This window comes from Azospirillum sp. B510, from assembly GCF_000010725.1.
In the GTDB taxonomy this organism is placed as follows: domain Bacteria; phylum Pseudomonadota; class Alphaproteobacteria; order Azospirillales; family Azospirillaceae; genus Azospirillum; species Azospirillum lipoferum_B.
In genome coordinates, this window is record NC_013858.1 from 67,076 (window position 1) to 92,018 (window position 24,943).

Consider the following 24,943-nt stretch of genomic DNA (forward strand, 5'->3'; position numbering starts at 1 on the left):
CGCCGCACCCTTGCCGCGGGCGGGGTCAGGCCGCCTGCCCGGCGCGCAGCGTGCCGAGCAGACTATGCAGCGACGCCGCCTCCTCGGCCAGCGTGTTCGCCGTCTCGGTCAGCGAGGCGGCGATGTCGCCGGTGCGCGCCGCCTGGGCGCTGACGCCGTCGATCAGCGCCGCCACCTCGCCGGTGTTGCCGGCGATCACGCCGACGCGGCGGCGGATGTCGGTCGAGGAGTCGGTCTGGCGGGCCACCGCCTCGCCGATCAGCTCCTGCACCTCGTTGATGCGCTCGACCGAGCCGGAGATGCGGGCGAAGGTGCCGACGGTGTCCTGGATGCTGCCGTTGATGGCGCTGACCGAGCTGGCGATCTGCACGGTGGCGTTGGCGGTCTCCTCCGCCAGCTTCTTCACCTCCGCCGCCACCACGGCGAAGCCGCGGCCCGCCACGCCGGCCGCCGCCGCCTCGATGGTGGCGTTCAGCGCCAGCAGCTTGGTCTGGTGGGCGATGCCGGTGATGACGTCGACGATGCGGCGGATCTGCTCGGTGTTCTCGCCAAGCTGGTCGACCACGCCGCGGGCGGCGGTCAGTTCGCCCAGCGTCGAGCCGACGACCTCCGCCGCCTCGCCCGCCAGGCTGGAGACGCTGCCGATGGTGTCCATCAGCGCCTCGGCGCTGTCGTTGCAGGTGCCGGCGTTGCGGTTGCTCTCGGCGACGAAGCTGCCGGCGCTGACCGTGCTGTCGATGGTGCCGGCCGATTGCTGGCGCAGCGCGTCGGCCAGCTCGCGCAGCTGGCCCGACTGGGTGGCGACGCCCGACGCCACCTGATGCACATCCTCCATCAGCTTGCGGGCGAGCGCGGCCGAGCGCATCTGTTCGGTCACGTCGGTCCAGGACAGGGTCTTGCCCAGCACGTTGCCCTGGTCGTCGAACACGGTGTCGACATGGGCCTCCACCGTGGTCTCTCCCACCGTCAGGGTGCGGCGCGGGATCGGCGGGCGGGCGGGATCGGTACAGTCGGCGGTGAAGTCCGGCCCCTGGGCCAGCAGGTCGGGGCCGGTGGGGTCGATGCCGTGCGCCTCGCAGAAGCCGCGGGCGGCGGGGTTGACGAAGCCGACCTGTCCCGCGCCCGTCGGCCCGTCGGTGCGCAGCAGGGCGGTGGGGACCGGGCTCGAATCGACCATCCGCTTCATCAGCAGCACCTGTTCGACGCTGCCGCGCAGATGGCTAAGCGCCGCCGCCATCACCGCCAGCTCGTCGCGGCCGGTGCGGGGCACCTCGATCGACAGGTCGCCGGCGGCGATCTGCTCCATGGCGCGGGCGAATTTGCGCAGGTTGGCGAAGACGGCGACGCGCAGGAGCAGGGCGGCGGCGACGGCGACGGCGAGAGCGAAGCCGCCGACCATCTTGAGGGCGTCGTTGCGCAGCTTCTCCGTCGCGCCGACGAAGTCGGAAACGTCGCGCGAGATCTCCGCCGTCGCCCAGGGCAGGCCGCCATCGCCGGCGATCGCGACGGTGGTGGCGGAAAGCTGGGCGTGGGCCGACGGTTCGCCGCCCTTGGCCTCGAACAGGACGCCGCCCTTGGCGTCGGTGAAGCGGATGTCGGCATCCAGCACCGCCCCCAGGCTGGACAGGGCGGGCAGCGGATCGGTCACCACCTCCAGGAAGCCCAGGACGCGGAAACCGCCGATCGGGACGATCATGCTGAACAGCGGCCGGCCCTGGCCGTCGCGCCACAGCAGGCTGGCGGGGCGGCGCTTGTCGGCGAGATCGCGCGTCTTCAGCGCCTCGAACAGCGGGGCGACGGCGGCGACGCTGTCCTGCTCGCCGCCGGTGATGGCCACCCGCTTCATGTCGGCGTCATAGACGGCGACCGAGACCAGCCGCACCTCGCGGTCGACCACCACCGGGCGGGTGTTGAAATTCTTCAGGGCCAGCGCCGTCTTGGCCGGGTCCTTCTGGGTCACGCTGTCGACCAGGAAGGCGTCGCGGCTCCATTCGTTGGCATGGCCCTGGAGCCATTCCGTATAGTTCTTGCGGATACGGTCGTTGGCCAGCACCCGCAGGGTCGCGGCGGCGCTGCTGTTGAAGGTGGTCAGGGCGAAATCGGTGTAGCGTTGCGACACCCAGGCCTGGCTGGCGATCAGCGCCGCCACCAGAACGCCGACCACCGAGATCATGGCGCGGCGCAGGGTCCAGAAGCGGTAACGGGTGCCGGCATCGTCAGGGGCGCCGCCGGCTCCGCCCGTTTCCGTGCCGTTCGCTCCGGTTGCGCCCACAATCGCCGCGATTGCCTTCATGCCCAAACCCCCTGCCGCCATAAAACGGTTTCACGGATTGCTACGCGCACATCGTCGCAGGGCCCTTTGAACGATTTAGCGTCTAATTGTGAACAGCTCGTGTCTTTTCTTTCATATTTGAGACAAGCTGAAGGCTTTCCGGTAAAGGATCCGCCGGTCTTGCCGGCGATTTGGCGGTTCGTGACCTGTTTTTGGAGAGTTTTTAAAGACCTTGAGCAACCGCATGTGGCGGTTTGATTTCAAAAGAGGCTGACCACCGGCGCGGATGCATAAAAATCGGGCCACGGGAACCGGCGAAAAATTTTTCGCGATTTCCGTGGCCCAGGTTGCCGAGCGCGTGGCCGCCGCGAGACTGAAGCGACGGGGGAGTTTGCCCGGGGTTGGGTGTGTCGCTCTCTCCTGCCCGGGGTTGGGTGTGTCGCTCTCTCCTGCCCGGGAGAGGGCGCGTTCATCCGTCCTGTGTCACATCTCCGGCGAACAGGTAGCCGGTGCCATGGACGGTCACCAGCAGCCGGGGGTCGGCGGGGTCGGTCTCGATCAGGCGGCGCAGGCGGCGGACCAGGCTGTCGATCGTGCGGTCGGTGGCGTCGGTCTTGCGCCGGGTCGTCGCCGTCAGCAGATAGTCGCGGTTCATCACCCGGCCCGGATTGCAGACGAAGGTCGACAGCAGTTCGAACTCCGCCCCCGTGAGGCGCACCGGCCGCCCTTGCGGGTCGGTCAGGCGCATGCGGTCCAGCCACAGGGTCCAGCCGGAAAAGCAGCGGCGGCGGTCGTCGCGCTGGTCGCCCGGCGCCTTCAGCCGGCGCAGCAGGTTGCGCACCCGTGCCAGGATCTCGCGCGGTTCGAAGGGCTTGGCGATATAATCGTCGGCCCCCATTTCCAGCCCGATGATGCGGTCCAGCTTCTCCGCCCGGCTGCTGACCAGGATGATGCCGATCTCCGACGCCGCGCGCAGTTCGCGGGTCAGGGTCAGCCCGTCCTGGCGCGGCAGCCGGATGTCGAGCAGCACCAGATCGACCGTGGCCGCCGCCAGCAGGTCCTTCAGCTCCTCGGCGCTGCGGGCCAGCAGGATGTCGAAGCCCTCATCCGTCAGGTAGGACTTCAGCGTCTCGCGCGTCACCGCGTCGTCGTCGGTGATGGCAATGGTCGCCGGCATGGCCCTCTTATCCGCTTCCTGCCGCCTTGCCGCCTCAATGTTCCAGGATCTGGCCCAGGAACTGGCGGGTGCGTTCGCTTTTCGGGTTCTCGAAGAATTCGGCCGGCGACCCGCTCTCGATGATCGAGCCCTCGGCCATGAAGACAATAGAGTCGGCGACCTGCCGGGCGAAGCCCATTTCGTGGGTGACGCAGACCATGGTCATGCCCTCGCCGGCCAGCTCGGTCATGACATCCAGCACCTCCTTGACCATTTCGGGGTCGAGTGCCGAGGTCGGCTCGTCGAACAGCATGATCTCCGGCCGCATGCACAGCGCGCGGGCGATGGCGACGCGCTGCTGCTGGCCGCCGGACAGCTGGCCGGGGAATTTGTGGGCTTGGTCGGGGATGCGCACCCGTTTCAGATACATCATGGCGATCTCCTCGATCTCGGACTTCGCCATGCCGCGCACCCAGATCGGGGCCAGCGTCAGGTTCTGCAACACGGTTAGGTGCGGGAACAGGTTGAAGTTCTGGAACACCATGCCGACCTTGCGGCGGATCTTCTCCACCGCCTTCACGTCGTCGGTCAGCTCGATGCCGTCGACGATGATGTGGCCGGTCTGGTGCGCCTCGAGCCGGTTGATGCAGCGGATCATCGTCGACTTGCCCGAGCCGGACGGGCCGCAGACGACGACCTTCTCGCCCTTGCCGATGCTGATGCTGACGTCGCGCAGCGCGTGGTAGCTGGCGTACCACTTGCCGACCTTGCGGAGTTCGATGATGGCGTTCGCGGTCATGGGGCGTTCTCCGGAGCCGGTCAGCGGCGGGTGTAGCGGTTGGCCAGACGCTCCAGCCACTGGCTGTAGCGCGACATGCTGAAGCAGAAGATCCAGAACATCAGCCCGGCGAAGACATAGACCTCGGCGAAATAGGGGCGCCATTCGGGGTCGGTCGTCGCCACGGTGGCGGCGGTCAGCAGGTCGTAGAGGCCGACGATGGTGACCAGCGAGGTGTCCTTGAAGGCGCTGATGAACTGGTTGACGATCGGTGGGATGACGATGCGCAACGCCTGGGGCAGGACGATCAGCATCGTCTTCTGCCAGTATGACAGGCCGAGCGCGTCGGCGGCCTCGTACTGGCCCTTGGGGATCGCCTGCAAGCCGCCGCGCACGGCCTCGGCCAGATAGGCGGCGGTGAAGAGCGTCATCCCGGCCAGCGCCCGCAGCAGCTTGTCGACCGTGACGCCTTCCGGCAGGAACAGCGGGAACATCACCGACGCCATGAACAGCACGCTGACCAGCGGCACGCCGCGCATCGTCTCGATGAAGCCGACGCAGAAGGTGCGGATGGCGGGCAGCGCGGACTGGCGGCCGAGCGCCAGCAGGATCGACAGCGGGAAGGCGAGCGCGATGGAGAAGACCGACAGCATCAGCGTGATCGGCAGCCCGCCCCAGCGGTCGTTGGGCACATAGCCGAGGCCGGCGACGCCGCCCCACATCAGCACGCCCATGCCGACCAGCGTCAGCGCCCAGGCGCCGGCCAGCCAGGGCCGCCAGAAGGCGCGCACGCCGCTGGCGCCCAGCATCGCCACGAACAGGGCGCAGGCCAGGAAGGGGCGCCACTGCTCGTCATAGGGGTAGGTGCCGAAGAAGATCAGCCGGTGCTTGACCACGATCACCGACCAGCAGGCGCCGGCCGCCTCGCGGCAGGCCTCCGAGCCGCCGGACCAGCTGGCGTTCAGCAGCAGCCAGTTCGCCATCGGCGGCACCACCAGCCACAGGAGCGCGAGGCAGGCGAGGCTGAGCGCCGTGTTCAGCGGCGTGTTGAACAGGTTGTTGCGTGTCCAGCTGATGGGCGCCCAGCCGAAGGGCTTCAGCGCCGTCATGCCGTTGGCCTGCGGCGGTGTGGAGGCCTGGCTCGGCTCCTCCTCGTAGGAGGCGGCCCAATGGGCGGGAGGAACGGGAGCGGTGGGGATGGGGCCGCTGGGATTGGGGGCCGGATCGGCCGGGGAGTGCTTGATCATCGGGTCCCTCATCGCGTCACCAGGGCCACACGGCGGTTGTACCAGTTCATGAAGCCGGAGATCGCGAGGCTGATGACGAGATAGACCAGCATCATCATCGCCACCGCCTCCACCACCTGCCCGGTCTGGTTGGCCGAGGTGTTGGAGACGCTGACCAGATCGGGGTAGCCGATGGCGACGGCCAGCGAGCTGTTCTTGGCCAGGTTCAGATATTGGCTGGTCAGCGGCGGCACGATGACGCGCAGCGCCTGCGGCAGGATGATCAGGCGCAGGATCCTGCCCGGCGACAGGCCGAGCGCCAGCCCGGCCTCGGTCTGGCCATGCGGCACGGCGAGGATGCCGGAGCGCACGATCTCGGCGATGAAGCCGGCGGTGTAGACCGACAGGCCGATCAGCAGTGCTGTGAATTCCGGGGTGACCGAGCCACCGCCCTCGAAATTGAAGCCGGCCAGGGCCGGAACATCGAAGGCGAGCGGCGCGCCGGTGGCGATGAACGCCGCGGCCGGCGGCAGCAGCACCGCGGCGATGGCGATCGGCAGGGTGGGGAAGGGCCTGCCGGTGGCCTCGCGGTGGCGGCGGCCGTGGCGGACGACGGCGAAGGCGGCGGCGATGCCGGCCAGCAGCGCCAGCAGGACCCAGCCATGGCCGGCATGCTCGACCAGCACCGGGAACTTCATGCCGCGGTTGCTGAGGAAGATGCCGGGCAGGATCTCCAGCGCCTCGCGCGGGCTGGGCAGCCGGTTCATGACGGTGTACCAGACCACCAGCTGGAGCAGCAGCGGCACGTTGCGCACCGTCTCGACATAGAGGGTGGCGAAGCGGTTCACCATCCAGTTCGACGACAGCCGCCCGACGCCGATCAGCACGCCCAGCACGGTGGCCAGCGCGACGCCGGCGGCCGACACCGCCAGCGTGTTCAAGAGGCCGACGGCCAGCGCCTTCAGATAGGTGTCCGACGCGGAATAGGACAGCAGGCTCTCGCCGATCTCGAAGCCGGCCTCGCGATGCAGGAAGCCGAAGCCGGTGGCGACGCCGCGGGTGGCGAGGTTGGTCAGCGTGTTGGAGACGAGATACCAGGCGACGGCGAGGGCGCAGGCCAGGAACAGAGCCTGATACAGCCACCCCCGCACGCGCGCGGAGTTCAGCGCCTGGACCGGGTTTGTCATGGTGTTGCTCCGTGCGGGGGGGGAAATGCCCTCTCTTCCCCCGGAGGAGGAAGAGAGGGCGGGCGCCCTTACTTCATCGGCGGGGCGTACATCAGGCCGCCTTCGGTGTAGAGGGCGTTCTGGCCGCGCGGCATCTTCAGCTTGGAGCCGGCGCCGACATTGCGCTCGTAGCTCTGGGCGTAGTTGCCGACCTGCTTGATGATGTTGAACGCCCAGTTCTCCTCGACGCCCAGCGCCTTGCCGTTGCCGGCGGTGACGCCGAGCAGGCGCTTCACATCCGGGTCGGGAGAGGTCAGGGCGGCGTCCACCGTCTCCGACGTCAGGCCCTTCTCCTCGGCCTGGACCATGGCGTAGAAGGCCCAGGTCACCAGATTGGTCCATTCCTCGTCGCCCTGGCGGATGGCCGGCGACAGCGGCTCCTTGGAGATCAGCTCGGGCAGGATGACGTAGTCGGCCGGGTTCGGCACCTCGGCGGCGCGGATGGCGGCCAGCTGCGAGGCGTCGGAGGTCAGGGCGTCGCAGCGGCCGGCGAAGAAGGCCTTGTTCAGCTCCTCGTTCTTCTCGATGACGACCGGCTTGAAGGTCATCTTGTTGGCGCGGAAGTAATCCGACACGTTCTGTTCAGTGGTGGTGCCGGGCAGGACGCAGACGGTGGCGCCGTTCAGCTGCTTGGCGCTCTTCAGCCCCAGCTTGGCCGAGACCATGAAGCCCTGGCCGTCATAATAGTTGGTCGGCGCGAAGTTCAGGCCGTTGGCGGTGTCGCGGGTCAGGGTGCGGGTGGTGTTGCGGGCGAGGATGTCGATCTCGCCGGACTGCAAGGCCGGCAGGCGCTGCTGCGCCGACAGCGGGGTGTACTTCACCTTCTCGGCATCGCCGAAGACGGCGGCGGCGACGGCGCGGCACATGTCGACGTCCAGGCCCGACCACTTGCCCTTGTCGTCCGGGGCGGAGAAGCCGTAGAGGCCCAGATTGACGCCGCACTGGACATAACCCTTCTGCTTCACGCCGTCGAAAGTGGCGCCGGCCTCGGCCGTGCCCGACAGGGCGCCGGACAGGGCGAAAGCGGAGACGGACAGGGTGGCCGCGATGGCGAGGGCGCGCAGGCCGGACTTCGAGGGGCCGGATGTCATGGTGCGGGACTTCACGGGGCGGGACTCCTTCAGCCTTGTTCGTTTTGAGGGCACTGGGCCAGGGGCGTCGGGGTTGGGAGGCGCCGGCCGCTTGCGTGGCCCTACAATTGCTCTGTCGATTGAACAAAGTGCCCGCCCGGCATGAACGGTTGTGGTGAAGATGTGAACAGCTTTGGACAAATCCGCCGGACGCCGGTAATGGCTTTTCCATCGCCTTGGGCCGAACTATCTGTGATCCTGCCGGTTGCGGCGGGGACCGGTCGGCGATAGCGGGAGGGTGTCTTATGGCGACGCTGAAGGAGTTCGAGGAGGCGCTGAAGGCGGCGGGCAATACCGCCGCGCTGGAGATCCTGGACTCCCTGAGGGCGAGGGATCGCGCGCAACGCTCGGTCCGCCCGGCCCGGCGCCTGACCGGGCGCAAGATGACGCCGGAACTGGCCGGCGAAATCCTGCATCTGCACGAGACCACCAACATGACCCAGCAGGAGATCGCCTTCCAGCTGGGCGTCAACCAGGGGCGGGTGAACGAGGTCATCAAGCGCCGCAAATGGCTGACCGACGATCCCGACGCCCCGGAGGCCCAGGACCGCGACAAGGCCAAGCAGCGCGCCAAGGAGGGCGTCGGCGTCGCCCCGCGCCGGCCGTCGCGGAGGAAGGCGGCGCAGGCGGAGCCGGCCCCCGCCGATGCGCAGCCGGAGGAGCCGGCCACCGAGGGAGGCGCGCAAGCCGCAGTCCCCGATGCCCCGATCCCCGACTCTCCGGTTGCCGCCGCGCCGGTCTCCGATTTCGTGGCCGTCGCGCAAGCCGAGCCGCAGCAGGCGCCGGAGCCCGCCGCCGAACCGCCGCTGACCATGCCGCTGGAGGGGCTGGCCGTCGAGACCGTGCCGGCTGGGCAGCTGGAACCGACCGGTGACAAGGCGAAGGACAAGCCGCAGGCGAAGGCTCCGCCCCGCAAGCGGGGCAAGGCGGCGGACGCACCGGCGCAGCTGCTGTTCAAGGATCTGCTGTAGAGCTCCGCCACAGGCCGCCGTCCGGGGCCGGGCTTTCCGCCCGCCGGAATCCTCCCCGCCCCCGCTGGTCCCTGGCCCGCCGCCGCGCCATCATGACCCGCTACCGACACCCGAAGGGAAACCCGGCGCGATGAAGCAAGTGATGTTCGTGGAACTCGGCATGGGGGTGGATCTGCATGGTCAGGACGTGACCAAGGCCGCCGTCCGCGCCGTGCGCAACGCGATCGAGCGCAACTCCATGCCGGGCATGCGCGCCCTGGTGGACGGCGACACCGGCAGGATGCAGGTGCGCGTCCACCTTGCGGTGCCAGCCGACGCCGACCGCCTCGACCATGAGGCGGTGAAGGCCGTCTTCCCCTATGGCGCCGTCAGCATCCAGGTCACCAGCGGCGGCATGCTGGCGCCGAGCGGCATCTTCCTGGCCGACAAGAACGACCGCAACGAGCAGATCTACGTCGTCAACGCCGCGGTCGAGGTCGGCATCTGACACCGGCCAGCGGGACCGGCCAGCGGGACCGGTCAGCCGGCGCGGATGCCGCCGATGAAGCGGTCCATCTGGCGGGTCAGCTCGTCGGACTGCATCAGCAGGTCGGAGGCCGCCTCCTCGACCTGGGCGGCGCCGTTGCCGGTGTCGCCGGCCATCTTCTGAAGACCCTGGACGCGGTTGACGACCTCCTGCGCGCCGCTGGCCGCCTGCTGGACGTTGCGGGCGATCTCGCGGGTGGCCGCCCCCTGCTCCTCGACCGCCGAGGCGATGGTGGTGGCGGTCTCGTTGATGCCGCTGATGGTGCCGCTGATGTCCTCGATGGCGGACACCACCGCGCGCGTCGCCGACTGGATGGTGCCGATCTGGGCGCTGATCTCCTCCGTCGCCTTGGCCGTCTGCCCGGCCAGGCTCTTGACCTCGCCGGCGACGACGGCGAAGCCCTTTCCGGCCTCGCCGGCGCGGGCGGCCTCGATGGTGGCGTTCAATGCCAACAGGTTGGTCTGGCTGGCGATGGCGTTGATCAGGTTGACCACGTCGCCGATCCTGGCGGCGGCGGTGGTCAGGCCGGCGACGATCTCCGAGGTGCGGCGGGTGTCGTCGACCGCCTTCTGGCTCATGCCGGTGGAACGGCTGACCTCGGCGCTGATCGCCTGGATCGAGGAGGCGAGCTGCTCCGCCGCCGCCGCGACGATCTGGACACCGCCGCCGGCATCCGACGCGGCGCGCAGGGTATGGTCGGACTGGTCGGTCGCGTTGCTGGCGATGTTGGAGAGCAGCGATGAGGTCGAGCGCAGCTGCGAGGCCTGGACGTTCACGCTGTCGACGATGGTCTTGATCTCGGACTCGAAGCTGTTGGCCAGATCCAGCATGCCGCGGCGCCGTTCGGCGGCGGCCTGTTCGGCGGCCTGCTCGTTCTCGCGCCGCAGGGTCTCCATGGCGATGCCATTGTCCTTGAACACCTGTACCGCCTGGGCCATGGCGCCGATCTCGTCCCGGCGGTCGGCGCCGGCGATGCTCACCGAATGGTTGCCGTCGGCCAGCAGGCGCATGGCGGCGCCCAGCGCGGCGATCGGCCGGGTGATCGCCTTGCCCAGCAGGATCGACGCCGCCAGCATCAGGGCGATCACCCCGGCGATGACGATCAGCGAATGCTGCAACTTGTTCCAGAAGGCCAGATCAACGTCATCGACATAGACGCCGGACGCGATGACCCAGTTCCACGGCGTGAAGGGCGCGTCGTAGGAGATCTTCTCGAACACCTCGCTGCCGCCGCCGGGCTTGGTGAAGCGGTAGGTGGTATAACCGCCGCCGGCCTGCGCGTTGGCGATCTGGTGACGCAGGAAGGCGAAGCCGTCCACATCCTTCTCGTCCAGCCGCATCTGGCCTTCCAGCTCCTTGCGCGTGCCGTGGACTTCGGTGGTGCCATTCGTGTTGTATACGAAGAAATAATCGCCCTTGCCGAAGCGCATGGCGCGGATCGTGTTCTTTGTCCGCGCCTTCGCCTCGTCCATGGACATGGCGCCGCGGGTGGCTTCCTGATTGTAGTGGTTCGCAATACTGACCGCCGTTTCGACGATGTTGCGGATCGCCTGTTTGCGGTCTTCCGTCATCACGCTCTTGAGCTGGGCAGTGTTGTAGAGAACAATCGCGACGGCGCCGCAAAGCGCAAGCACCACGAGCGCCATTATCTTCTTTGTGATGCTTAGGTTGTTGAGCATCTGAAAAATCCCTTCCACGACAATCCCATTGGCGCCGTGTCCTATGAATTCAGCGCCCGCCTATATCCCTTTTGGCATAATTGAAAGAGTGTTCAAGGAAAATCGCGTGGCGCGATGCAGGCCGCATAAGCGTCAAATCAAGCGAGTGGCATGGAAATTCCACATACCGGAAAGCGAAGGCCGAAATCCGGGAAATGATTACGCGCCGCGCATCCGCAGCGGCGACAGGCCGAACCAGCGGCGGAACGCCCGGCTGAAAGCGCTGACCTCCGAATAGCCCAGCAGCGCGCCGATGTCGGCGATGGGGACATGGCGCTGGCGGATATAGACCGCGGCCAGATCGCGCCGCACCCCCTCCACCAGATCGGAGAAGCTGAGCCCCTCGTCGGCCAGCCGGCGTTGCAGGGTCCAGCGGGCGATGCCCAGCCGGTCGGCGATGTCTTCGACGAAGGGCGGGCCTTCCGGCAACCGCGCCCGCACCTCCGCCTTGACGCGGTCGAGCAGGGGCGGCGTGCCGGTGTCGTGGGCGATGTCGATCAGCGTGCCGCACAGCGCGGTCAGCCGCGCCATGTCGCCGCCGGGCATGCGGCGGTCCAGGTGGCGGTCGCGCAGCAGGATGGCGTTGGTGCGCTGGCCGAAATGGGCGGGGGCGTCGAACAGCGCCTCGTGCTGGCGCCAGCCCTCGGGCTTGGGATGTTCGAAATGCACCTCCTCCGGCATCCAGGTCGGGCCGAGGCAGGCGCGCACCACATTGGCGAACATGCCCATGGTGAGTTCGGCATCCTGCCGCCGTTCGACGATGCGGCCGTCGAGGATGCGGTATTCCAGCCGCAACAGCTCGCCGTCACGGACGAAACGGGTTTCCGTCGCCTGCTGGTGGAAGGGGAACAGCCGGGCGAGATGGTCGAGCGCCGATCCCAGCGTCGGCGCCGCCAGCGCGATGGACCCGATCAGACCCAGCATCTCCGGCTGGAACTGGCGTCCGAACATCAGGCCGAAATTGTCGTTGCCGGTCTCCGCCGCCGCCACCTCCATCATCGCCACATAGGCGCGGAGGTCGAGCGCCACCGTGGGCTGGCCCAGCGCCCGCTCCTCCACACCGACGCGGTGGAACACCTGATCGGGGCAGCCGCCCTGCGCGGCGATGAAGCCGGATACCCCGGACGCCGCCGCGGCCAGGATGTTGTGTTGCACAGAGTTTGGGCGCTGGTCGCCGGTTTGCCCAATCGTTGGTCGGTGCGGCCTCATGACACAGCCCCTCGCAGCCGTTTTGCCGCAACGCAGCAAACATCGTGCCGGAAATCAGGCTGCCAGAGACCATTCGCCCTGGAAATTATACGATAGGTCTACGAATGGAGGGCGCCGGCCGTTCAGTTGTTGCGGCCGAAATCCGATCCGCGCGCCGGCTCCTTGAAATAGAACATGTCGCGGTCGAAGGTGACGTCGGTGCGCGGGTTCAGCAGGGCGACCTCGGTGGTCAGGCCCTGGGCGTCCAGCACGCGCCATTTGCGCAGCTGGAACGGACGGTCCTCGAACACCAGGGTCAGGGTGCCCTTGCCGGGATCCTTGGTCTCCAGCAGGCTGACCTCGATCACGCCGGGCGACTGGAACACCTCGGTGACGGTGACGTCGCCAGACAGCCTGATGTCGCTGCGCAGGATGAAGTCGGCGAGCGTCGAGCCGATGGGGGCGCTCGATTGCTGGCGCATCTCGCCGTCCCAATAGAAGACGAAGCTGCCGTCGGCGACGATGAAATCCTTCAGCGGCCGGTCATATTCCAGCCGCATCCGGCCGGGCCGCCAGAGCGAGAAGGTGCCGGTCGCCTGCCGGCCGTTCGGCGCCACCTGGAGGAACTTGGATTGCAGGGTGGTGATGCCGTTCAGATAGGCCTCCACCTTGGCGACGACGGCCTGGTCCTGCGCCGACAGCGAGACGGGGGTGGCCGGGGCGGCGATGGCGGACGGGGCGAACGCGGCCGGCAGCAGCAGAAGGGCGGCGGCCAGCAGGGCGGCGGAAAGGCGGCGAGGCACGGTGGTCATCCTTGGTCGTCTTGGCCCGAATGGCTTGAGCGGGCGATGAGGCGGACATAAGGCGTCCGCCCCCCGCTGCCAAGGATCACCGGTGCCGGGGCGAAGCGATTGCCTCGAAGGGGGACATCCGGAGCGGCCCGATCAGAGAGGCTGCCCGCGGATCATCCGCGGCAGGTCGCCGACCACGCCCATGGCGTGCTTCATGAGGAAGCGCTTGACCGGCGGCAGCCGGTTGATCACCGCCATGCCCAGGTGGCGCGCCAGCTTGACCGGCGGGATGCTGTTGGAGAACAGATGGACCAGACCGTCGCACACCGCCGCCAGCAGCACGGTGTCGAAGCGGCGCCAGCGCTGGAAGCGGGCCAGCGCCTCCGGCCCGCCGACGTCGAGGCCGAGGCGGTGGGCGTCCACCACCACCTCCGCCAGGGCCGCGACGTCGCGCATGCCCAGATTAAGCCCCTGGCCGGCGATCGGATGGATGGCGTGCGCCGCCTCGCCGACCAGGGCCAGCCGGTCGGCGATGAAGCGGTCGGCCAGCAGCACCGACAGCGGCCACGCCTCCCGCTTGGTCAGCAGCGTGATCTCGCCGAGATAGCCGCCGGAGCGCCGCTGCAACTCATCGATGAACTGGTCGTCGGGCAGCTTCAGATAGCTGTCGACCAGCGCGGCCTTCTCGCTCCACACGATGGAACAGCGGTTGTCGGTCATCGGCAGGACGGCGAAGGGGCCGTTGGGCAGGAAATGCTCGACCGCGACGCCCTTGTGCGGTTCCGTGTGGCGGATGGTGCAGATGATGGCGCTCTGGTCGTAGGACCAGCGCCGCACCCTGATGCCGGCGCTGTCGCGCGCCATCGACCGCCGCCCGTCGGCGCCGACCAGCAGCCGGCCGCGCACGGTGCGCCCATCGGCGAGCCGGACCGCGACGCCGGAGCGGTCGCGCTCCACCGTCACCGCCTTGGCCGGCGCCAGATGGACCAGTCCCGGCAGCTCGGCCGCGCGGGCGAACAGGGCGCGGCGGATGTCCTTGTTGTCGAGGATCCAGCCGAAGGGCAGGTGCTTGCCCTCCATCGCCAGCTCGGTGTGGTCGTAATGGATGAACAGCGGCGAGAACTGGTCGGCGATGCGGATGTCCAGCATCGGCCCGGCCTGATCGGCCATGTGGTGCCAGACGCCCGCCGCCTCCAGCACCATCTTGGAGGCGTAGGAGATCGCCGTGGTGCGGATGTCGAACTCGCGGTCGCCCATGCGTTCGGGGCTGTCCTGGTCGATGCAGACCACCGGCACGCCGGCGCTGGCCAGCGCCGCCGCCATGGTCAGCCCGGCCAGACCGCCGCCCAGCACCACGACCTCGGTGGTGATGTCGCCGCCCTGCGGGGGGACGGTCGCTTTGCCCGATTCGGTGCCCGGTACGGCCATGATGCTCGCTGTCCTCTCGCCTTAGGCTGCATGTGCGCCGATCGCCGGCCGGGTCGGGGTCCTGCCCCTCCGCCTTGCCGGCGCCGTCGCGCGTTCAGACAATTGTCGCACGGGCGCGTCCTGTCCAGTGTCCTGTCCGGCATCCGCCCCCTGGTCATCGGTTGCCCGGCCGCCGGGCGGGCTGCCTATGATCGTATTTTAGGCGGATGCCGTTCTTTTAGGCGCCCAATCAACGGGCATAGTCTCATCATCGCAGCATATTTCAACCGGCACGATTCTTGTAACCGTTGATTTTTGCGGCTGACGCGAACAGGCTTGGGCCATCGGCGGGAGGACGGGACGGCTGTCGGGCCGGACTGGAACCGCAACGGGGCGGCCAAGATCTTGCACGCGGCCGGAACAACGCTTTAAGGGGAAGCCACATGAAACTGGTTATGGCCATCATCAAGCCGTTCAAGCTCGACGAAGTGCGCGAGGCGCTGACGTCGCTCGGGATCCAGGGCCTGACCGTCAGCGAGGTCAAGGGCTTCGGCCGGCAGAAGGGCCAGACGGAAATCTACCGCGGCGCCGAATATTCCGTGAGCTTCCTGCCCAAGGTGAAGGTCGAGGTCGCGGTGTCCGACGACCAGTATGAACAGGTGGTCGAGGCGATCCAGAAGGCCGCCAACACCGGCCGCATCGGCGACGGCAAGATCTTCGTGCTGGAGATCGCCCAGGCCGTGCGCATCCGCACCGGCGAGACCAACGCCGAAGCGCTGTAAGGGCGGTACCGTTTCCGATCGGGTCCGCTCCACCGGGCGGGAACGGACCCGGCGGGCGCGCCTCGCGCGCCTGTCTCCCGCCCGCATCTTTTCGCGCCTTCGCCTTTTCGTGCCGGCCGTTCAGCTTCCGCCGGCCGGCCTCCGCCGTGACCGTTCGGCAACCCGTCCACTGTCGCGGGCTCTGGGCGCTTGTGCCCCTTGGGCGGCGCCGATAGGATCGGCCTTCCACAAGACATGGCCGCCGTTCCCGGCCGGGGCGCGGCATCCGGGGTGCGAAGAGGGTTTGCGTCGTCATGGTCTCTGCCGATTTCAGCGTCAACAGCGGTGCCGTCTTCACCGAGGCCATCGGCAACGACCGGCTCGACCTGCTGACCGACTATCCCTTCACCCGGCTGGCCAATCTGCTGGCGCCGATCACCCCGCGCGCCAACGTCTCCCCCATCCTGCTGACGGTGGGCGAGCCGCAGCATGCCCCGCCCGTCCTGCTGGAGGAGACGCTGCGCGCGTCGGCGTCGGGCTGGAACAAATATCCGCCGGTCGGCGGCACGCCGGAGTTCCGCGCCGCCGCCGGCGACTGGCTGACCCGCCGCTACGGCCTGCCGGCCGGTCTGCTGCATGCCGACAGCTCCGTCCTGCCGCTGTCCGGCACGCGCGAGGCGCTGTTCATGCTGGCCCTGCTGGCGGTGCCGGCGCGCAAGGCCGGGCGTCAGCCGGCGGTGCTGATGCCGAACCCCTTCTACGCGCCCTATGAAGGGGCGGCGGTGATGGCGGGGGCCGAGCCGGTGTTCCTGTCGGCCACGCGCGAAACCGGTTTCCTGCCCGACCTCGACGCCCTGGCGCCGGAGCTGCTGGAGCGCACGGCGCTGTTCTACCTCTGCACCCCGGCCAACCCGCAGGGGGCGGCGGCCAGCCCGGCCTATCTCGCCAAGGCGATCGGGCTGGCGCGGCGGTATGGTTTCGTGCTGGCGGTCGACGAATGCTATGCCGAGATCTGGCTGGACGCGCCGCCGGCCGGCGCGCTCCAGGTTGCCGCCGGCCTGCCGCATGACGACGGCAAGCCCTGGGCCAACCTGCTGGTCTTCCACTCCCTGTCCAAGCGGTCGAGCGCCGCCGGCCTGCGCTCCGGCTTCGTCGCCGGCGACCCGGCGCTGATCGGGCGCTTCTCCCGCCTGCGCAGCTATGGCTGCGCCGGCATGCCGTTGCCGATCCAGGCGGCCAGCACCGCGCTGTGGCGCGACGAGGCGCATGTCGAGGAGAACCGGGCCGCCTACCGCGCCAAGTTCGCGGCGGCCGAGGCGGAGCTGGGCGGGCGCTACGGCTACTACCGGCCCGCCGGCGGCTTCTTCCTGTGGCTGGAGGTCGGCGATGGCGAGGAGGCGGCCAAGCGGCTGTGGGCGGAGGGAGCGGTCCGCGTGCTGCCCGGCGCCTATCTGTCGCGCGGCAATCCCGGCGAGCCGAACCCCGGCGACGCCTTCATCCGCGTGGCCCTGGTGCAGGACGCCGACACCGTCGCCCAGGCCTGCGCCGCCATCGTCCGCATTCTCGGCTGACCGGCTCCGGCCGGTCCCAAGTTCCGGTTTTCCAAGTTCCGGTTTCAGATTCTACAGCACGAGGTTTCCATCCCATGGCCCGACCCGCCGGCCCCCCCTCCGCGCGACCCCGGCCCAGCCTGGGACGGACCGCCCCCGGCCCGCGCAAGGGGGGCCCCCGCGACACCGCCAATGAAGCGGGCAAGGACCGCATCCGGCCGGGCCGCGGCCGGCAGGAGAAGCCGCCCTTCTTCTCCCCGGCGATGCGCGCCTTCGTCGTCGCCCGCGCCCGCGAGGCGATGGGATTCGCGCTGGGGCTGTTCGGCCTGCTGCTGATGGTGCTGCTCGGCAGCTACGACCCGCATGACGCCTCGCTGAACTCGATTCCCGCCACCCCGGGGGGGGCGCGCAACCTGTTCGGCACGCCCGGCGCCTATGCCGCCGATCTGCTGATCCAGTCGCTGGGCTGGTCCGCCTTCGTCATCGCCCTGGTGCCGATGTTCTGGGGCTGGCGGCTGGGGGCGCAGCGCAAACTGGGCAACCCGCTGTTCCGCACCGTGCTGGCGCTGTGGGGCGTGTTCCTGGTGTCGATGGCGCTGGCCGGGCTGACCGACGCCTCCACCGATCCGCTGGCTCCGCTGCCCGGCGGCAGCATCGGCCAAGTGCTGCTGCGCGGCGTCGGCAACCTGTTCGGGGCCGAACCGATGGTGGCGACCGCCGCCGCGGTCGGCGGCGGGCTGGTGCTGTTCCTGGCCGCCGGCCTGTCCATCGGCGAATGGATCGCCAGCTTCCGCGCGCTCGGCCGCGGCATGGTGAACGGTGTCCATCTTGTCCGCCGCGGTTTCGGCAGCGGCGTCGATGCCCTGCGCCGCCATGGCCGCAACGCCGCGCAGGCGGCCTCGGTCGCGGTGGACGAGTCGCTGCGCGGCGGCGATCCGTCGAAACGCAACCGCCCGCGCTTCGACGAGGCCGTACAGGTGACCCCGCTTCCCCCGGCCGGCCTCGACGCCGGTCCGGTTCCCCTGTCCGCCGTGCCGGCTGCGGCCGCACCGGCCGCGGCCGACAGGCCGGTGCGCGCCGTCCCCATCGTCGCTCCGCCCAAATCCGCGGCGGCGGAGCGCGAGGCCGCGAAGACCGGCCCGCGCCAGACCCGCCTGCCACTGGGCGAGGGGGAGGGGCCGGCGGGCTATGAACTGCCGCCGCTCGACCTGCTTCAGATGCCGCCCACCGGCATCCGCGGCGAACAGCTGGACGAGGCGGCGCTCCAGCGCAACGCCGGCCAGCTGGAGGGTGTGCTGGGGGATTTCGGCGTGCGCGGGGAGATCCAGAAGGTCCATCCCGGCCCGGTCGTCACCCTGTACGAGCTGGAGCCGGCCCCCGGCACCAAATCCTCGCGCGTCATCGGTCTCGCCGACGACATCGCCCGCTCGATGAGCGCGGTGTCGGTCCGCGTCGCCGTGGTGCCCGGCCGCAACGTCATCGGCGTCGAGCTGCCCAACGCCAAGCGCGAGACCGTGCTGCTGCGCGAGCTGATGGCGGCGGAAGGCTTCGACAAGCATGGCGGCAAGCTGGCGCTGGCGCTGGGCAAGGACATCGGCGGCCAGCCGGTGGTCGCCGACCTCGCCCGCTTCCCCCATCTGCTGGTCGCCGGCACCACCGGGTCGGGCAAGTCGGTAGCGATCAACACGATGATCCTGTCGTTGCTCTACCGGCTGCCGCCGGAGCGCTGCCGCTTCATCATGATCGACCCCAAGATGCTGGAGCTGTCGGTCTATGAGGGCATTCCCCATCTGCTGACGCCGGTGGTCACCGACCCGAAAAAGGCGGTGGTCGCGCTGAAATGGACGGTGCGGGAGATGGAGGACCGCTACCGCAACATGTCCAAGCTGGGCGTGCGCAACATCGAAGGCTACAACGCCCGCCTGCGCGAGGCGCGTGAGGGCGGCGAGTCTCTGACCCGCCGCGTCCAGACCGGCTTCGACCCCGATACCGGCAAGCCGCTGTTCGAGGAGCAGCCGCTCGACCTGACCGAGCTGCCCTACATCGTCGTCATCGTCGACGAGATGGCCGACCTGATGCTGGTCGCCGGCAAGGACATCGAGGCGGCGATCCAGCGTCTGGCGCAGATGGCGCGCGCCGCCGGCATCCATCTGATCATGGCGACCCAGCGCCCGTCGGTCGACGTCATCACCGGCACCATCAAGGCCAACTTCCCGACCCGCATCAGCTTCCAGGTCACCAGCAAGATCGACAGCCGCACCATCCTGGGCGAGCAGGGCGCCGAGCAGCTGCTGGGCCAGGGCGACATGCTCTATATGGCCGGCGGCGGCCGCATCACCCGTGTCCATGGCCCCTTCGTCTCCGACCACGAGGTCGAGCAGATCGTCAGGTTCCTCAAGGCGCAGGGCGAGCCCAACTATGTCGACGCCATCCTGGAGGATGAGGAGGGCGAGGAGTCCTTCGAGGACGGCGGCCTGCCCGGCACCGGCGGCGGCTCCGGCGACGACCTCTACGACAAGGCGGTCGCGGTGGTCTGCCGCGAGCGCAAGGCCTCGACCAGCTTCATCCAGCGCCAGCTTCGCATCGGCTACAACTCCGCCGCCCGGCTGATCGAGCGGATGGAGACCGAGGGGGTGGTCAGCAAGCCCAACCACTCCGGCAAGCGCGAAGTTCTGGCGCGCAACATTGATGAATGAGTGTTTTCGGGTGCCCCGTTGACAGCGATGGGGTGCCGCACCAATATCGGGGGTAGGCGGGCCGGGGACGCCAATTCCCCGGTCCGCCCGCCCGATCTTAGTGCATCAGAAGGTCAAGCAGCCGCTTGACGATCTCCAGCACCAGGATCAGGAGAGTGAGGATCTTCTCCATCCTCCTACCCTCCCTTGGTACGGCGGCGATGGCGGCCCGTCCGCCATCGCGTCCGCCGAGGGACTATGGCCCAGGCGGGCGCACCCGGAAACGGGAATTCCATGCGGTCGTATTCTTTTGTTGATTGCAATCAACGCCGCAGCGGCACCAGCGATCCCAGCAGGAACAGGGCGGCCGCGGCCACCACCACGCTCGGCCCGCCCGGCAGATCCCAGGTCAGCGAAGCCAGGATCCCGGCGATGACCGCCAGGATGCCGAGGACCGAGGCCAGCGCCGCCATGCCTTCCGGTGTGCGGGCGAAGCGGCGGGCGGCGGCTGCCGGGATGATCAGCAGCGAGGTGATCAGCAGGATGCCGACGATCTTCATGGCGATGGCGATCACCAGCGCGATCAGCAGCATGAAGGCCAGCCGCAGGGCATCGACCGGCATGCCTTCCACCCGCGCCAGATCCTCGTCGACCGTCACCGCCAGCAGCCGGCGCCACAGCAGCGCCAACCCGGTCAGCGCCACGGCGCCGCCGCCATAGATCGCCATCAGGTCGCCGTCGGTCACCGACAGGATGTCGCCGAACAGATAGGCCATCAGATCGACGCGCAGCGTCTCCAGGAAGGCCAGCGCCACCAGACCCAGCGACAGCGAGCCATGCGACAGGATGCCGAGCAGCGTGTCGGCCGCGAGATTGCGCCGCCGTTGCAGCGCCACCAGCGCCAGCGCCAGCGCCACGCAGACCACCATCACGCCGACCATCGGATTGACGCCTAGCAGGAAGCCCAGCGTCACCCCCAGCAGGGCGGAATGGGACAGCGTGTCGCCGAAATAGGCCATGCGCCGCCACACCACGAAGGATCCCAGCGGCCCGGCCAGCAGGGCGATGCCGCCGCCGGCCAGCAGGGCGCGGGTCACGAACTCATCCATGGCAGCAATCCCCGTCATGGTCGTGCACGACCTTGCCGTCTTCGGCATGGGCGTGGTCGTGGTGATGGACATAGACGGCGAGGTCGCGGGCATGGCCGCCGAACAGGGCGTGATATTCCGGATGGCGGCTGACATCCTCCGGCCGGCCGGAACAGCAGACATGGCCGTTCAGGCAGATCACCCGGTCGGTGCGCGCCATCACCGTGTGCAGATCGTGGCTGACCAGCAGCACGCCGCAGCCGCGCCGCTGCCGGACCTCGGCGATGCGGTTGAACAGCTCGGCCTGGCCATGGACATCGACCGCCTGGTCGGGCTCGTCCAGCACCAGCAGGTCGGGGTCGCCCAGCAGGGCGCGGGCCAGCAGCACCCGCTGCATCTCGCCGCCGGAAATCGTCTGCACCGCGGACTCGGCCAGCCGCGTCACCCCGGCCTCCTCCAGCGCCGCCGTCACCCGGTCGGCGGTCACCGGCCGCCACAGCGCCAGGAAGCGGCGGACGGTCAGCGGCAGGGTCTGGTCCACCGCCAGCCGTTGCGGCATGTAGCCGACGCGCAGGTTCGGGCGCCGCAGCACCCGTCCGCCATCGGGCGCCACCAGCCCCAGCACGGCGCGCACCAACGTCGTCTTGCCGGCGCCGTTCGGGCCGATCAGCGTCACCACCTCCCCCGGCTGGACGGCGATGCTGACGCGGTCCAGCACGGTGCGGCCGCCGAAACGGACGGTCAGATCCTCGGTCCAGGCGAGCGGGCCGCTGAACAGGGCGGATGGATCCTGGCTTGGCTGGAGGCGGCTTGGCTGGGGTGTTGACATGTTACGTTATAACGTGACACCAAAGTGGAACCGGTTCCCCTATGCGCTGAAACCGGAAGCCTGTCCAGCACGTCAAGAGGATCCCTCCCATGCGCCTTACCGCGCTGTCCACCATGATGACCGCCGCCCTTCTCACCACGGCCGCCGCCTTGCCGGCCCATGCCGAGGCGCCGAAGGTGGTGGTGTCGATCAAGCCGATCCATTCCCTGGTCGCGTCTGTCATGCATGGGGTGGGAGAGCCGGTCCTGCTGGTGCGCGGTGGCGCCTCGCCGCACAGCTATACGATGAAGCCGTCGGACGCGAAGGCGCTGTCGGCCGCCGATCTGGTGGTCTGGGTCGGGCCGGAACTGGAAGGCTTCCTGGAAAAGCCGCTGAAGGCCAACGCGTCCAAGGCGACGCGGTTGACCCTGATGGACCAGAAGGGCCTGACCCTGCTGCAAACCCGCGAGGGCGGCGCCTGGGAGCCGCATGACCATGGGCATGAGGGGCATGACCACAAGGATCATGACCACAAGGATCATGATCATAAGGACCATGACGACGATCACGACGAGCTGAACAGCCACATCTGGCTCGACCCCGCCAATGCCCGCGCCATCGTCACCGCGACGGCGGAGGCGCTGGCCGCGAAGGATCCGGCCGATGCCGAGGCCTACCGCACCAACGCCGACCGTACGCTTCAGATGATCGACGCGCTGGACGCCGAGCTGAAGGCGACGCTGGCGCCGCTGAAGGACAAGCCCTTCGTCGTCTTCCACGACGCCTACCAGTATTTCGAGGCGCGCTATGACCTGTCGGCGGTCGGTTCCATCACCGTCAGCCCGGACCGCCGCCCCTCGGCCAAGCGGCTGTCGGCCATCCGCGCCAAGATCGCCGGGCTGAACGCCGCCTGCGTCTTCGCCGAACCGCAGTTCGAGCCGACGCTGGTCCGCACGGTGGTGGAAGGCACCAAGGCGAAGACCGGCGTGCTCGATCCCGAGGGCGCCGACCTGCCGGAGGGCGAGGCGCTCTATCCCACCCTGATGCGCAACCTCGCCGCATCGCTGCGCGGCTGCCTTGGCGCTTAAGCCACGGCCGGGCCTGTGCTAAACCGCTGGGAGGGCGGGGAAAGCCGGCCGCGGGAGCTGAAAGGGATGGGTGTCATGAAGATCGGTGTCGTCGGGTGCGCGGGGCGCATGGGCCAGATGCTGCTGCGCGAGATCGCGGCGACCGCGGGCTGCACGGTGGCCGGCGGGACCGAGCGGGTGGGGGGCCCGGCTCTGGGCAGGGATCTGGGCGTCCTGGCCGGGATCGACCCGCTGGGCGTGACCGCCATCGACGACCCGGTCGCCCTGTTCGCCGAGGCCGACGCGGTGATCGACTTCACCAGCCCCGACGCGACGGAGCGTCATGCGGCGCTGGCGGCCCAGTCGGAAACCGTGCTGGTCATCGGCACCACCGGCCTGAACCCGTCGCAACAGGCGGCCATCGCCACCGCGGCCACCCACACAGCCATCGTCCAATCGCCCAACATGTCGCTGGGCGTCAATCTGCTGCTGGCGCTGGTGGAGCAGGTGGCGCACGCGCTGGGCGACGATTTCGACATCGACATCCTGGAGATGCACCACCGCCGCAAGGTGGACGCGCCGTCGGGCACGGCACTCGGCCTCGGCCATGCCGCGGCGGCCGGGCGCGGGGTGGCGCTGGAGGATGTCTGGCGGAAGGTGCGCGACGGCCACACCGGCGCCCGGCCACAGGGCGAGATCGGCTTCGCCACGCTGCGCGGCGGCGACGTGATCGGCGACCACACCGTGATGTTCGCCGGTGACGGCGAGCGGATCGAACTGACCCACAAGGCGTCCGGCCGTCAGATCTATGCCAAGGGAGCGGTCCGCGCCGCCCTGTGGGCGCAGGACAAGACGCCGGGCCTCTACAGCATGCGCAACGTGCTGGGCCTCTGAACGGACGGGGCAGGCGGGGCGGGGCTTACACCCCCGTCCCGTCGCGCTCCAGCACCGCCAGGAAGGCCTCGATCACGCGCGGGTCGAAATGCCCGCCCGCTTCGGCGCGCAGCAGGTCCAACACCTCGGCGATGTCCCACGCCTTCTTGTAGGGACGGCGGTGCAGCAGCGCGTCGAACACATCGGCGACGGCGACGATGCGGCCGGCCAGCGGAATGGCGTCGCCGGCCAGCCCGCGCGGATAGCCGCTGCCGTCGAACTTCTCGTGGTGGCTTTCGGCGATCTCCGCCCCCATCGACAGATAACCGCGGCGGTCGCCGTCGCAGGCGTCGCGCAGGATGCTGCCGCCGATGGCGGCATGCTCGCGCATCACCGTCATTTCCGCGTCGTCCAGCCGGCCGGGCTTGCGCAGGATCGAGTCGGGGATGCCGACCTTGCCGACATCGTGCAGCACGCTGGCCAGCCCGATGGTGTCACAGAACCACTCGTCCAACTGGTCGGGGAAATTGTTGCGGGCGTGGAGTTCACGGGCGATCGCGGTGGCCCAGCGGCCCAGCCGCCTGACATGGTCGCCGGTGACCTCGTCCTTGTATTCGGCCAGCTTGCCCAGCGCATGGACGGTCGCGACCTGCGCCTGGTTCAGCCGTTCATAGAGCCGCAGATTGTCGAGCCCGGCCGCCGCCTTGGTGCAGAGAAGCTCCAGCAGCGGCCGGTCGCCATCGGTGAAGGGGCCGCCGATCAGGCAGAGCGCCAGCGGCGCGGCATCGCGGCTGTGCAGCACCGCCACGCCATGCCCCGTCCCGCTCCGCAGGTTCCAGCGCGCCCGGCCGTCGGCGAGCGCCGCCATGACGTCATCCGCCAGGTCCGCCGGCAACTCATCGAGCGCTACCCCGGCCGCCGCCAGGATCGCCGGAGCGCCGTCCCCGCCGATTCCGCACAGCAGGGCGGACCGGGCGTCGGTCGCCAGCGCCGCCGCCCGTGCGACCAGCCCGGCCAGGAACTGCGGGCGCGACCGCAGCCCGGCGAGATGGACGGCGGCCTCCAGCACCCGTTCCAGCCCCTGCCGGCTGCGCTCGATGGTGGCGATGTGCTGGTAGGACCGCAATGCGGCGACGGCGGCGGTGTAGAGTTTCTGCGCCGTCAGCTCGCTCTTGGCCTTGTAGTCGTTGATGTCGTAGCTGTCGATCACCTCCCGTTCGGGCGCCTGTCCCGGCTGGCCGGTGCGCAGGATGATGCGGATGTGGCGGTTGCCCATCTCCTCGCGGATATGGCGGACCAGCTTCAATCCGGCATCATCGGTCTCCATCACCACATCCAGCAGGATGGCGGCAATGCCGGGATGTTCGGCCAGCAGGATACGGGCCTGCCGCGCGGTATAGGCCGACAGGAAGCGGACCGGCCGTTCCTCGAAAATCATTTCGCCCAGCACGACGCGGGTGATGGCGTGGACCTCGTGATCGTCATCGACGATCAGGACCAGCCAGGGCGGGTTGCGCCGTCCTTCGGCCGCGCTCTCGGCCTCCGCGGCGAATTCCAACAGATCTCCAGGGGAAGGCCGCCGACCTTCTCCCGCCATTCCGTCCCTGCTGCTGCCGTCGGACATCACCGCCCCCGCGGACCGATTTGCCTCCGCCGGCCTCCCGCAAGGTACCGGCGCGTGCATCCCCCCGATGTGCCGACAATTTTCGAAGAGGTTATAATGATTTGTCAA

At 69.0% G+C, this 24,943-nt stretch carries 19 protein-coding genes and 1 pseudogene; 7 read left to right on the forward strand and 13 right to left on the reverse strand.

What is annotated here, in order from left to right; genetic code table 11:
- Positions 1–25 precede the first annotated feature (25 nt).
- The 6 genes from AZL_RS27635 to AZL_RS27660 all read right to left on the reverse strand — a co-directional run bounded on the left by AZL_RS27635 (position 26) and on the right by AZL_RS27660 (position 7,749).
- Positions 26–2,293, reverse strand: a complete 2,268-nt coding sequence (locus tag AZL_RS27635; protein WP_042445990.1) for a methyl-accepting chemotaxis protein — start codon at positions 2,291–2,293, stop codon at positions 26–28.
- A 448-nt stretch (positions 2,294–2,741) separates the two neighbouring features.
- Positions 2,742–3,449 (reverse strand): response regulator, encoded by a 708-nt coding sequence (locus AZL_RS27640; RefSeq protein WP_012977696.1) that lies wholly within the window; start codon positions 3,447–3,449, stop codon positions 2,742–2,744.
- Between the two features lie 34 nt (positions 3,450–3,483).
- Positions 3,484–4,227, reverse strand: a complete 744-nt coding sequence (locus tag AZL_RS27645) for an amino acid ABC transporter ATP-binding protein (RefSeq protein WP_012977697.1) — start codon at positions 4,225–4,227, stop codon at positions 3,484–3,486.
- Between the two features lie 20 nt (positions 4,228–4,247).
- Positions 4,248–5,465: an amino acid ABC transporter permease gene (locus AZL_RS27650; protein ID WP_012977698.1), complete on the reverse strand. Its 1,218-nt coding sequence runs from the start codon at positions 5,463–5,465 to the stop codon at positions 4,248–4,250.
- A complete protein-coding gene (locus tag AZL_RS27655) occupies positions 5,462–6,619 on the reverse strand; it encodes an amino acid ABC transporter permease (protein WP_012977699.1) in 1,158 nt (385 codons plus the stop codon). Before AZL_RS27655 ends, AZL_RS27650 begins: the two co-directional genes overlap by 4 nt.
- Before the next feature lie 68 nt (positions 6,620–6,687).
- On the reverse strand, positions 6,688–7,749 hold the full coding sequence (locus AZL_RS27660; RefSeq protein ID WP_012977700.1) for an amino acid ABC transporter substrate-binding protein: 1,062 nt from the start codon (positions 7,747–7,749) through the stop codon (positions 6,688–6,690).
- 284 nt (positions 7,750–8,033) lie between these two features.
- Between AZL_RS27660 and AZL_RS37215 the strand changes: the two are divergent.
- Positions 8,034–8,441, forward strand: a pseudogene (locus AZL_RS37215) (hypothetical protein); the annotation flags it as partial.
- A 448-nt stretch (positions 8,442–8,889) separates the two neighbouring features.
- On the forward strand, positions 8,890–9,246 hold the full coding sequence (locus tag AZL_RS27670; protein WP_012977702.1) for a Lin0512 family protein: 357 nt from the start codon (positions 8,890–8,892) through the stop codon (positions 9,244–9,246).
- Between the two features lie 32 nt (positions 9,247–9,278).
- On the opposite strand, the gene AZL_RS27675 is transcribed toward AZL_RS27670, so the two are convergent.
- The 4 genes from AZL_RS27675 to AZL_RS27690 form a co-directional block, all read right to left on the reverse strand.
- Positions 9,279–10,964: a methyl-accepting chemotaxis protein gene (locus AZL_RS27675; RefSeq protein ID WP_042445993.1), complete on the reverse strand. Its 1,686-nt coding sequence runs from the start codon at positions 10,962–10,964 to the stop codon at positions 9,279–9,281.
- Positions 10,965–11,162: 198 nt separating this feature from the next.
- Complete coding sequence (locus tag AZL_RS27680) at positions 11,163–12,212, reverse strand: AraC-like transcriptional regulator QhpR (protein ID WP_012977704.1); 1,050 nt, start codon at positions 12,210–12,212, stop codon at positions 11,163–11,165.
- Positions 12,213–12,334: 122 nt separating this feature from the next.
- Entirely contained in the window at positions 12,335–13,003 is a 669-nt protein-coding gene (locus AZL_RS27685; RefSeq protein WP_012977705.1) for a LolA family protein, read from the reverse strand.
- 132 nt (positions 13,004–13,135) lie between these two features.
- Complete coding sequence (locus AZL_RS27690) at positions 13,136–14,410, reverse strand: UbiH/UbiF/VisC/COQ6 family ubiquinone biosynthesis hydroxylase (protein ID WP_012977706.1); 1,275 nt, start codon at positions 14,408–14,410, stop codon at positions 13,136–13,138.
- Between the two features lie 422 nt (positions 14,411–14,832).
- On the opposite strand from AZL_RS27690, the gene glnK reads away from it, so the two are divergent.
- The 3 genes from glnK to AZL_RS27705 all read left to right on the forward strand — a co-directional run bounded on the left by glnK (position 14,833) and on the right by AZL_RS27705 (position 19,396).
- Positions 14,833–15,171 carry a P-II family nitrogen regulator gene (gene glnK, locus AZL_RS27695; protein ID WP_012977707.1) on the forward strand — a complete coding sequence of 113 codons (339 nt, stop codon included), beginning with the start codon at positions 14,833–14,835 and terminating at the stop codon, positions 15,169–15,171.
- A gap of 293 nt (positions 15,172–15,464) precedes the next feature.
- Complete coding sequence (locus AZL_RS27700) at positions 15,465–16,721, forward strand: aminotransferase class I/II-fold pyridoxal phosphate-dependent enzyme (protein ID WP_012977708.1); 1,257 nt, start codon at positions 15,465–15,467, stop codon at positions 16,719–16,721.
- A gap of 74 nt (positions 16,722–16,795) precedes the next feature.
- The gene (locus tag AZL_RS27705) at positions 16,796–19,396 is read left to right on the forward strand and encodes a DNA translocase FtsK (protein ID WP_148219694.1); all 2,601 of its coding nucleotides are present in this window, start codon (positions 16,796–16,798) and stop codon (positions 19,394–19,396) included.
- Positions 19,397–19,698: 302 nt separating this feature from the next.
- Here the strand turns inward: AZL_RS27705 and znuB are convergent, their stop codons facing one another.
- Both znuB and znuC read right to left on the reverse strand, forming a co-directional pair.
- Positions 19,699–20,484: a zinc ABC transporter permease subunit ZnuB gene (gene znuB, locus AZL_RS27710; RefSeq protein ID WP_012977710.1), complete on the reverse strand. Its 786-nt coding sequence runs from the start codon at positions 20,482–20,484 to the stop codon at positions 19,699–19,701.
- Positions 20,477–21,292 carry a zinc ABC transporter ATP-binding protein ZnuC gene (gene znuC / locus AZL_RS27715; RefSeq protein WP_247894525.1) on the reverse strand — a complete coding sequence of 272 codons (816 nt, stop codon included), beginning with the start codon at positions 21,290–21,292 and terminating at the stop codon, positions 20,477–20,479. The genes znuB and znuC overlap by 8 nt, the downstream gene beginning before the upstream one ends.
- An 89-nt stretch (positions 21,293–21,381) precedes the next feature.
- On the opposite strand from znuC, the gene znuA reads away from it, so the two are divergent.
- Both znuA and dapB read left to right on the forward strand, forming a co-directional pair.
- The gene (gene znuA, locus AZL_RS27720; protein ID WP_012977712.1) at positions 21,382–22,359 is read left to right on the forward strand and encodes a zinc ABC transporter substrate-binding protein ZnuA; all 978 of its coding nucleotides are present in this window, start codon (positions 21,382–21,384) and stop codon (positions 22,357–22,359) included.
- A 75-nt stretch (positions 22,360–22,434) separates the two neighbouring features.
- Complete coding sequence (gene dapB / locus AZL_RS27725; RefSeq protein ID WP_012977713.1) at positions 22,435–23,232, forward strand: 4-hydroxy-tetrahydrodipicolinate reductase; 798 nt, start codon at positions 22,435–22,437, stop codon at positions 23,230–23,232.
- A gap of 25 nt (positions 23,233–23,257) precedes the next feature.
- On the opposite strand, the gene AZL_RS27730 is transcribed toward dapB, so the two are convergent.
- On the reverse strand, positions 23,258–24,769 hold the full coding sequence (locus tag AZL_RS27730; protein ID WP_247894526.1) for a response regulator: 1,512 nt from the start codon (positions 24,767–24,769) through the stop codon (positions 23,258–23,260).
- Between the last annotated feature and the right edge of the window lie 174 nt (positions 24,770–24,943).

What these genes read in the sequence shown, in the direction of transcription:
- AZL_RS27635 (WP_042445990.1), bottom strand. Translation starts at nt 2,293, where the DNA reads ATGAAGGCAATCGCGGCGATTGTGGGCGCAACCGGAGCGAACGGCACG.
- AZL_RS27640 (WP_012977696.1), bottom strand. Translation starts at nt 3,449, where the DNA reads ATGCCGGCGACCATTGCCATCACCGACGACGACGCGGTGACGCGCGAG.
- AZL_RS27645 (WP_012977697.1), bottom strand. Translation starts at nt 4,227, where the DNA reads ATGACCGCGAACGCCATCATCGAACTCCGCAAGGTCGGCAAGTGGTAC.
- AZL_RS27650 (WP_012977698.1), bottom strand. Translation starts at nt 5,465, where the DNA reads ATGAGGGACCCGATGATCAAGCACTCCCCGGCCGATCCGGCCCCCAAT.
- AZL_RS27655 (WP_012977699.1), bottom strand. Translation starts at nt 6,619, where the DNA reads ATGACAAACCCGGTCCAGGCGCTGAACTCCGCGCGCGTGCGGGGGTGG.
- AZL_RS27660 (WP_012977700.1), bottom strand. Translation starts at nt 7,749, where the DNA reads ATGACATCCGGCCCCTCGAAGTCCGGCCTGCGCGCCCTCGCCATCGCG.
- AZL_RS27670 (WP_012977702.1), top strand. Translation starts at nt 8,890, where the DNA reads ATGAAGCAAGTGATGTTCGTGGAACTCGGCATGGGGGTGGATCTGCAT.
- AZL_RS27675 (WP_042445993.1), bottom strand. Translation starts at nt 10,964, where the DNA reads ATGCTCAACAACCTAAGCATCACAAAGAAGATAATGGCGCTCGTGGTG.
- AZL_RS27680 (WP_012977704.1), bottom strand. Translation starts at nt 12,212, where the DNA reads ATGAGGCCGCACCGACCAACGATTGGGCAAACCGGCGACCAGCGCCCA.
- AZL_RS27685 (WP_012977705.1), bottom strand. Translation starts at nt 13,003, where the DNA reads ATGACCACCGTGCCTCGCCGCCTTTCCGCCGCCCTGCTGGCCGCCGCC.
- AZL_RS27690 (WP_012977706.1), bottom strand. Translation starts at nt 14,410, where the DNA reads ATGGCCGTACCGGGCACCGAATCGGGCAAAGCGACCGTCCCCCCGCAG.
- glnK (WP_012977707.1), top strand. Translation starts at nt 14,833, where the DNA reads ATGAAACTGGTTATGGCCATCATCAAGCCGTTCAAGCTCGACGAAGTG.
- AZL_RS27700 (WP_012977708.1), top strand. Translation starts at nt 15,465, where the DNA reads ATGGTCTCTGCCGATTTCAGCGTCAACAGCGGTGCCGTCTTCACCGAG.
- AZL_RS27705 (WP_148219694.1), top strand. Translation starts at nt 16,796, where the DNA reads ATGGCCCGACCCGCCGGCCCCCCCTCCGCGCGACCCCGGCCCAGCCTG.
- znuB (WP_012977710.1), bottom strand. Translation starts at nt 20,484, where the DNA reads ATGGATGAGTTCGTGACCCGCGCCCTGCTGGCCGGCGGCGGCATCGCC.
- znuC (WP_247894525.1), bottom strand. Translation starts at nt 21,292, where the DNA reads ATGTCAACACCCCAGCCAAGCCGCCTCCAGCCAAGCCAGGATCCATCC.
- znuA (WP_012977712.1), top strand. Translation starts at nt 21,382, where the DNA reads ATGCGCCTTACCGCGCTGTCCACCATGATGACCGCCGCCCTTCTCACC.
- dapB (WP_012977713.1), top strand. Translation starts at nt 22,435, where the DNA reads ATGAAGATCGGTGTCGTCGGGTGCGCGGGGCGCATGGGCCAGATGCTG.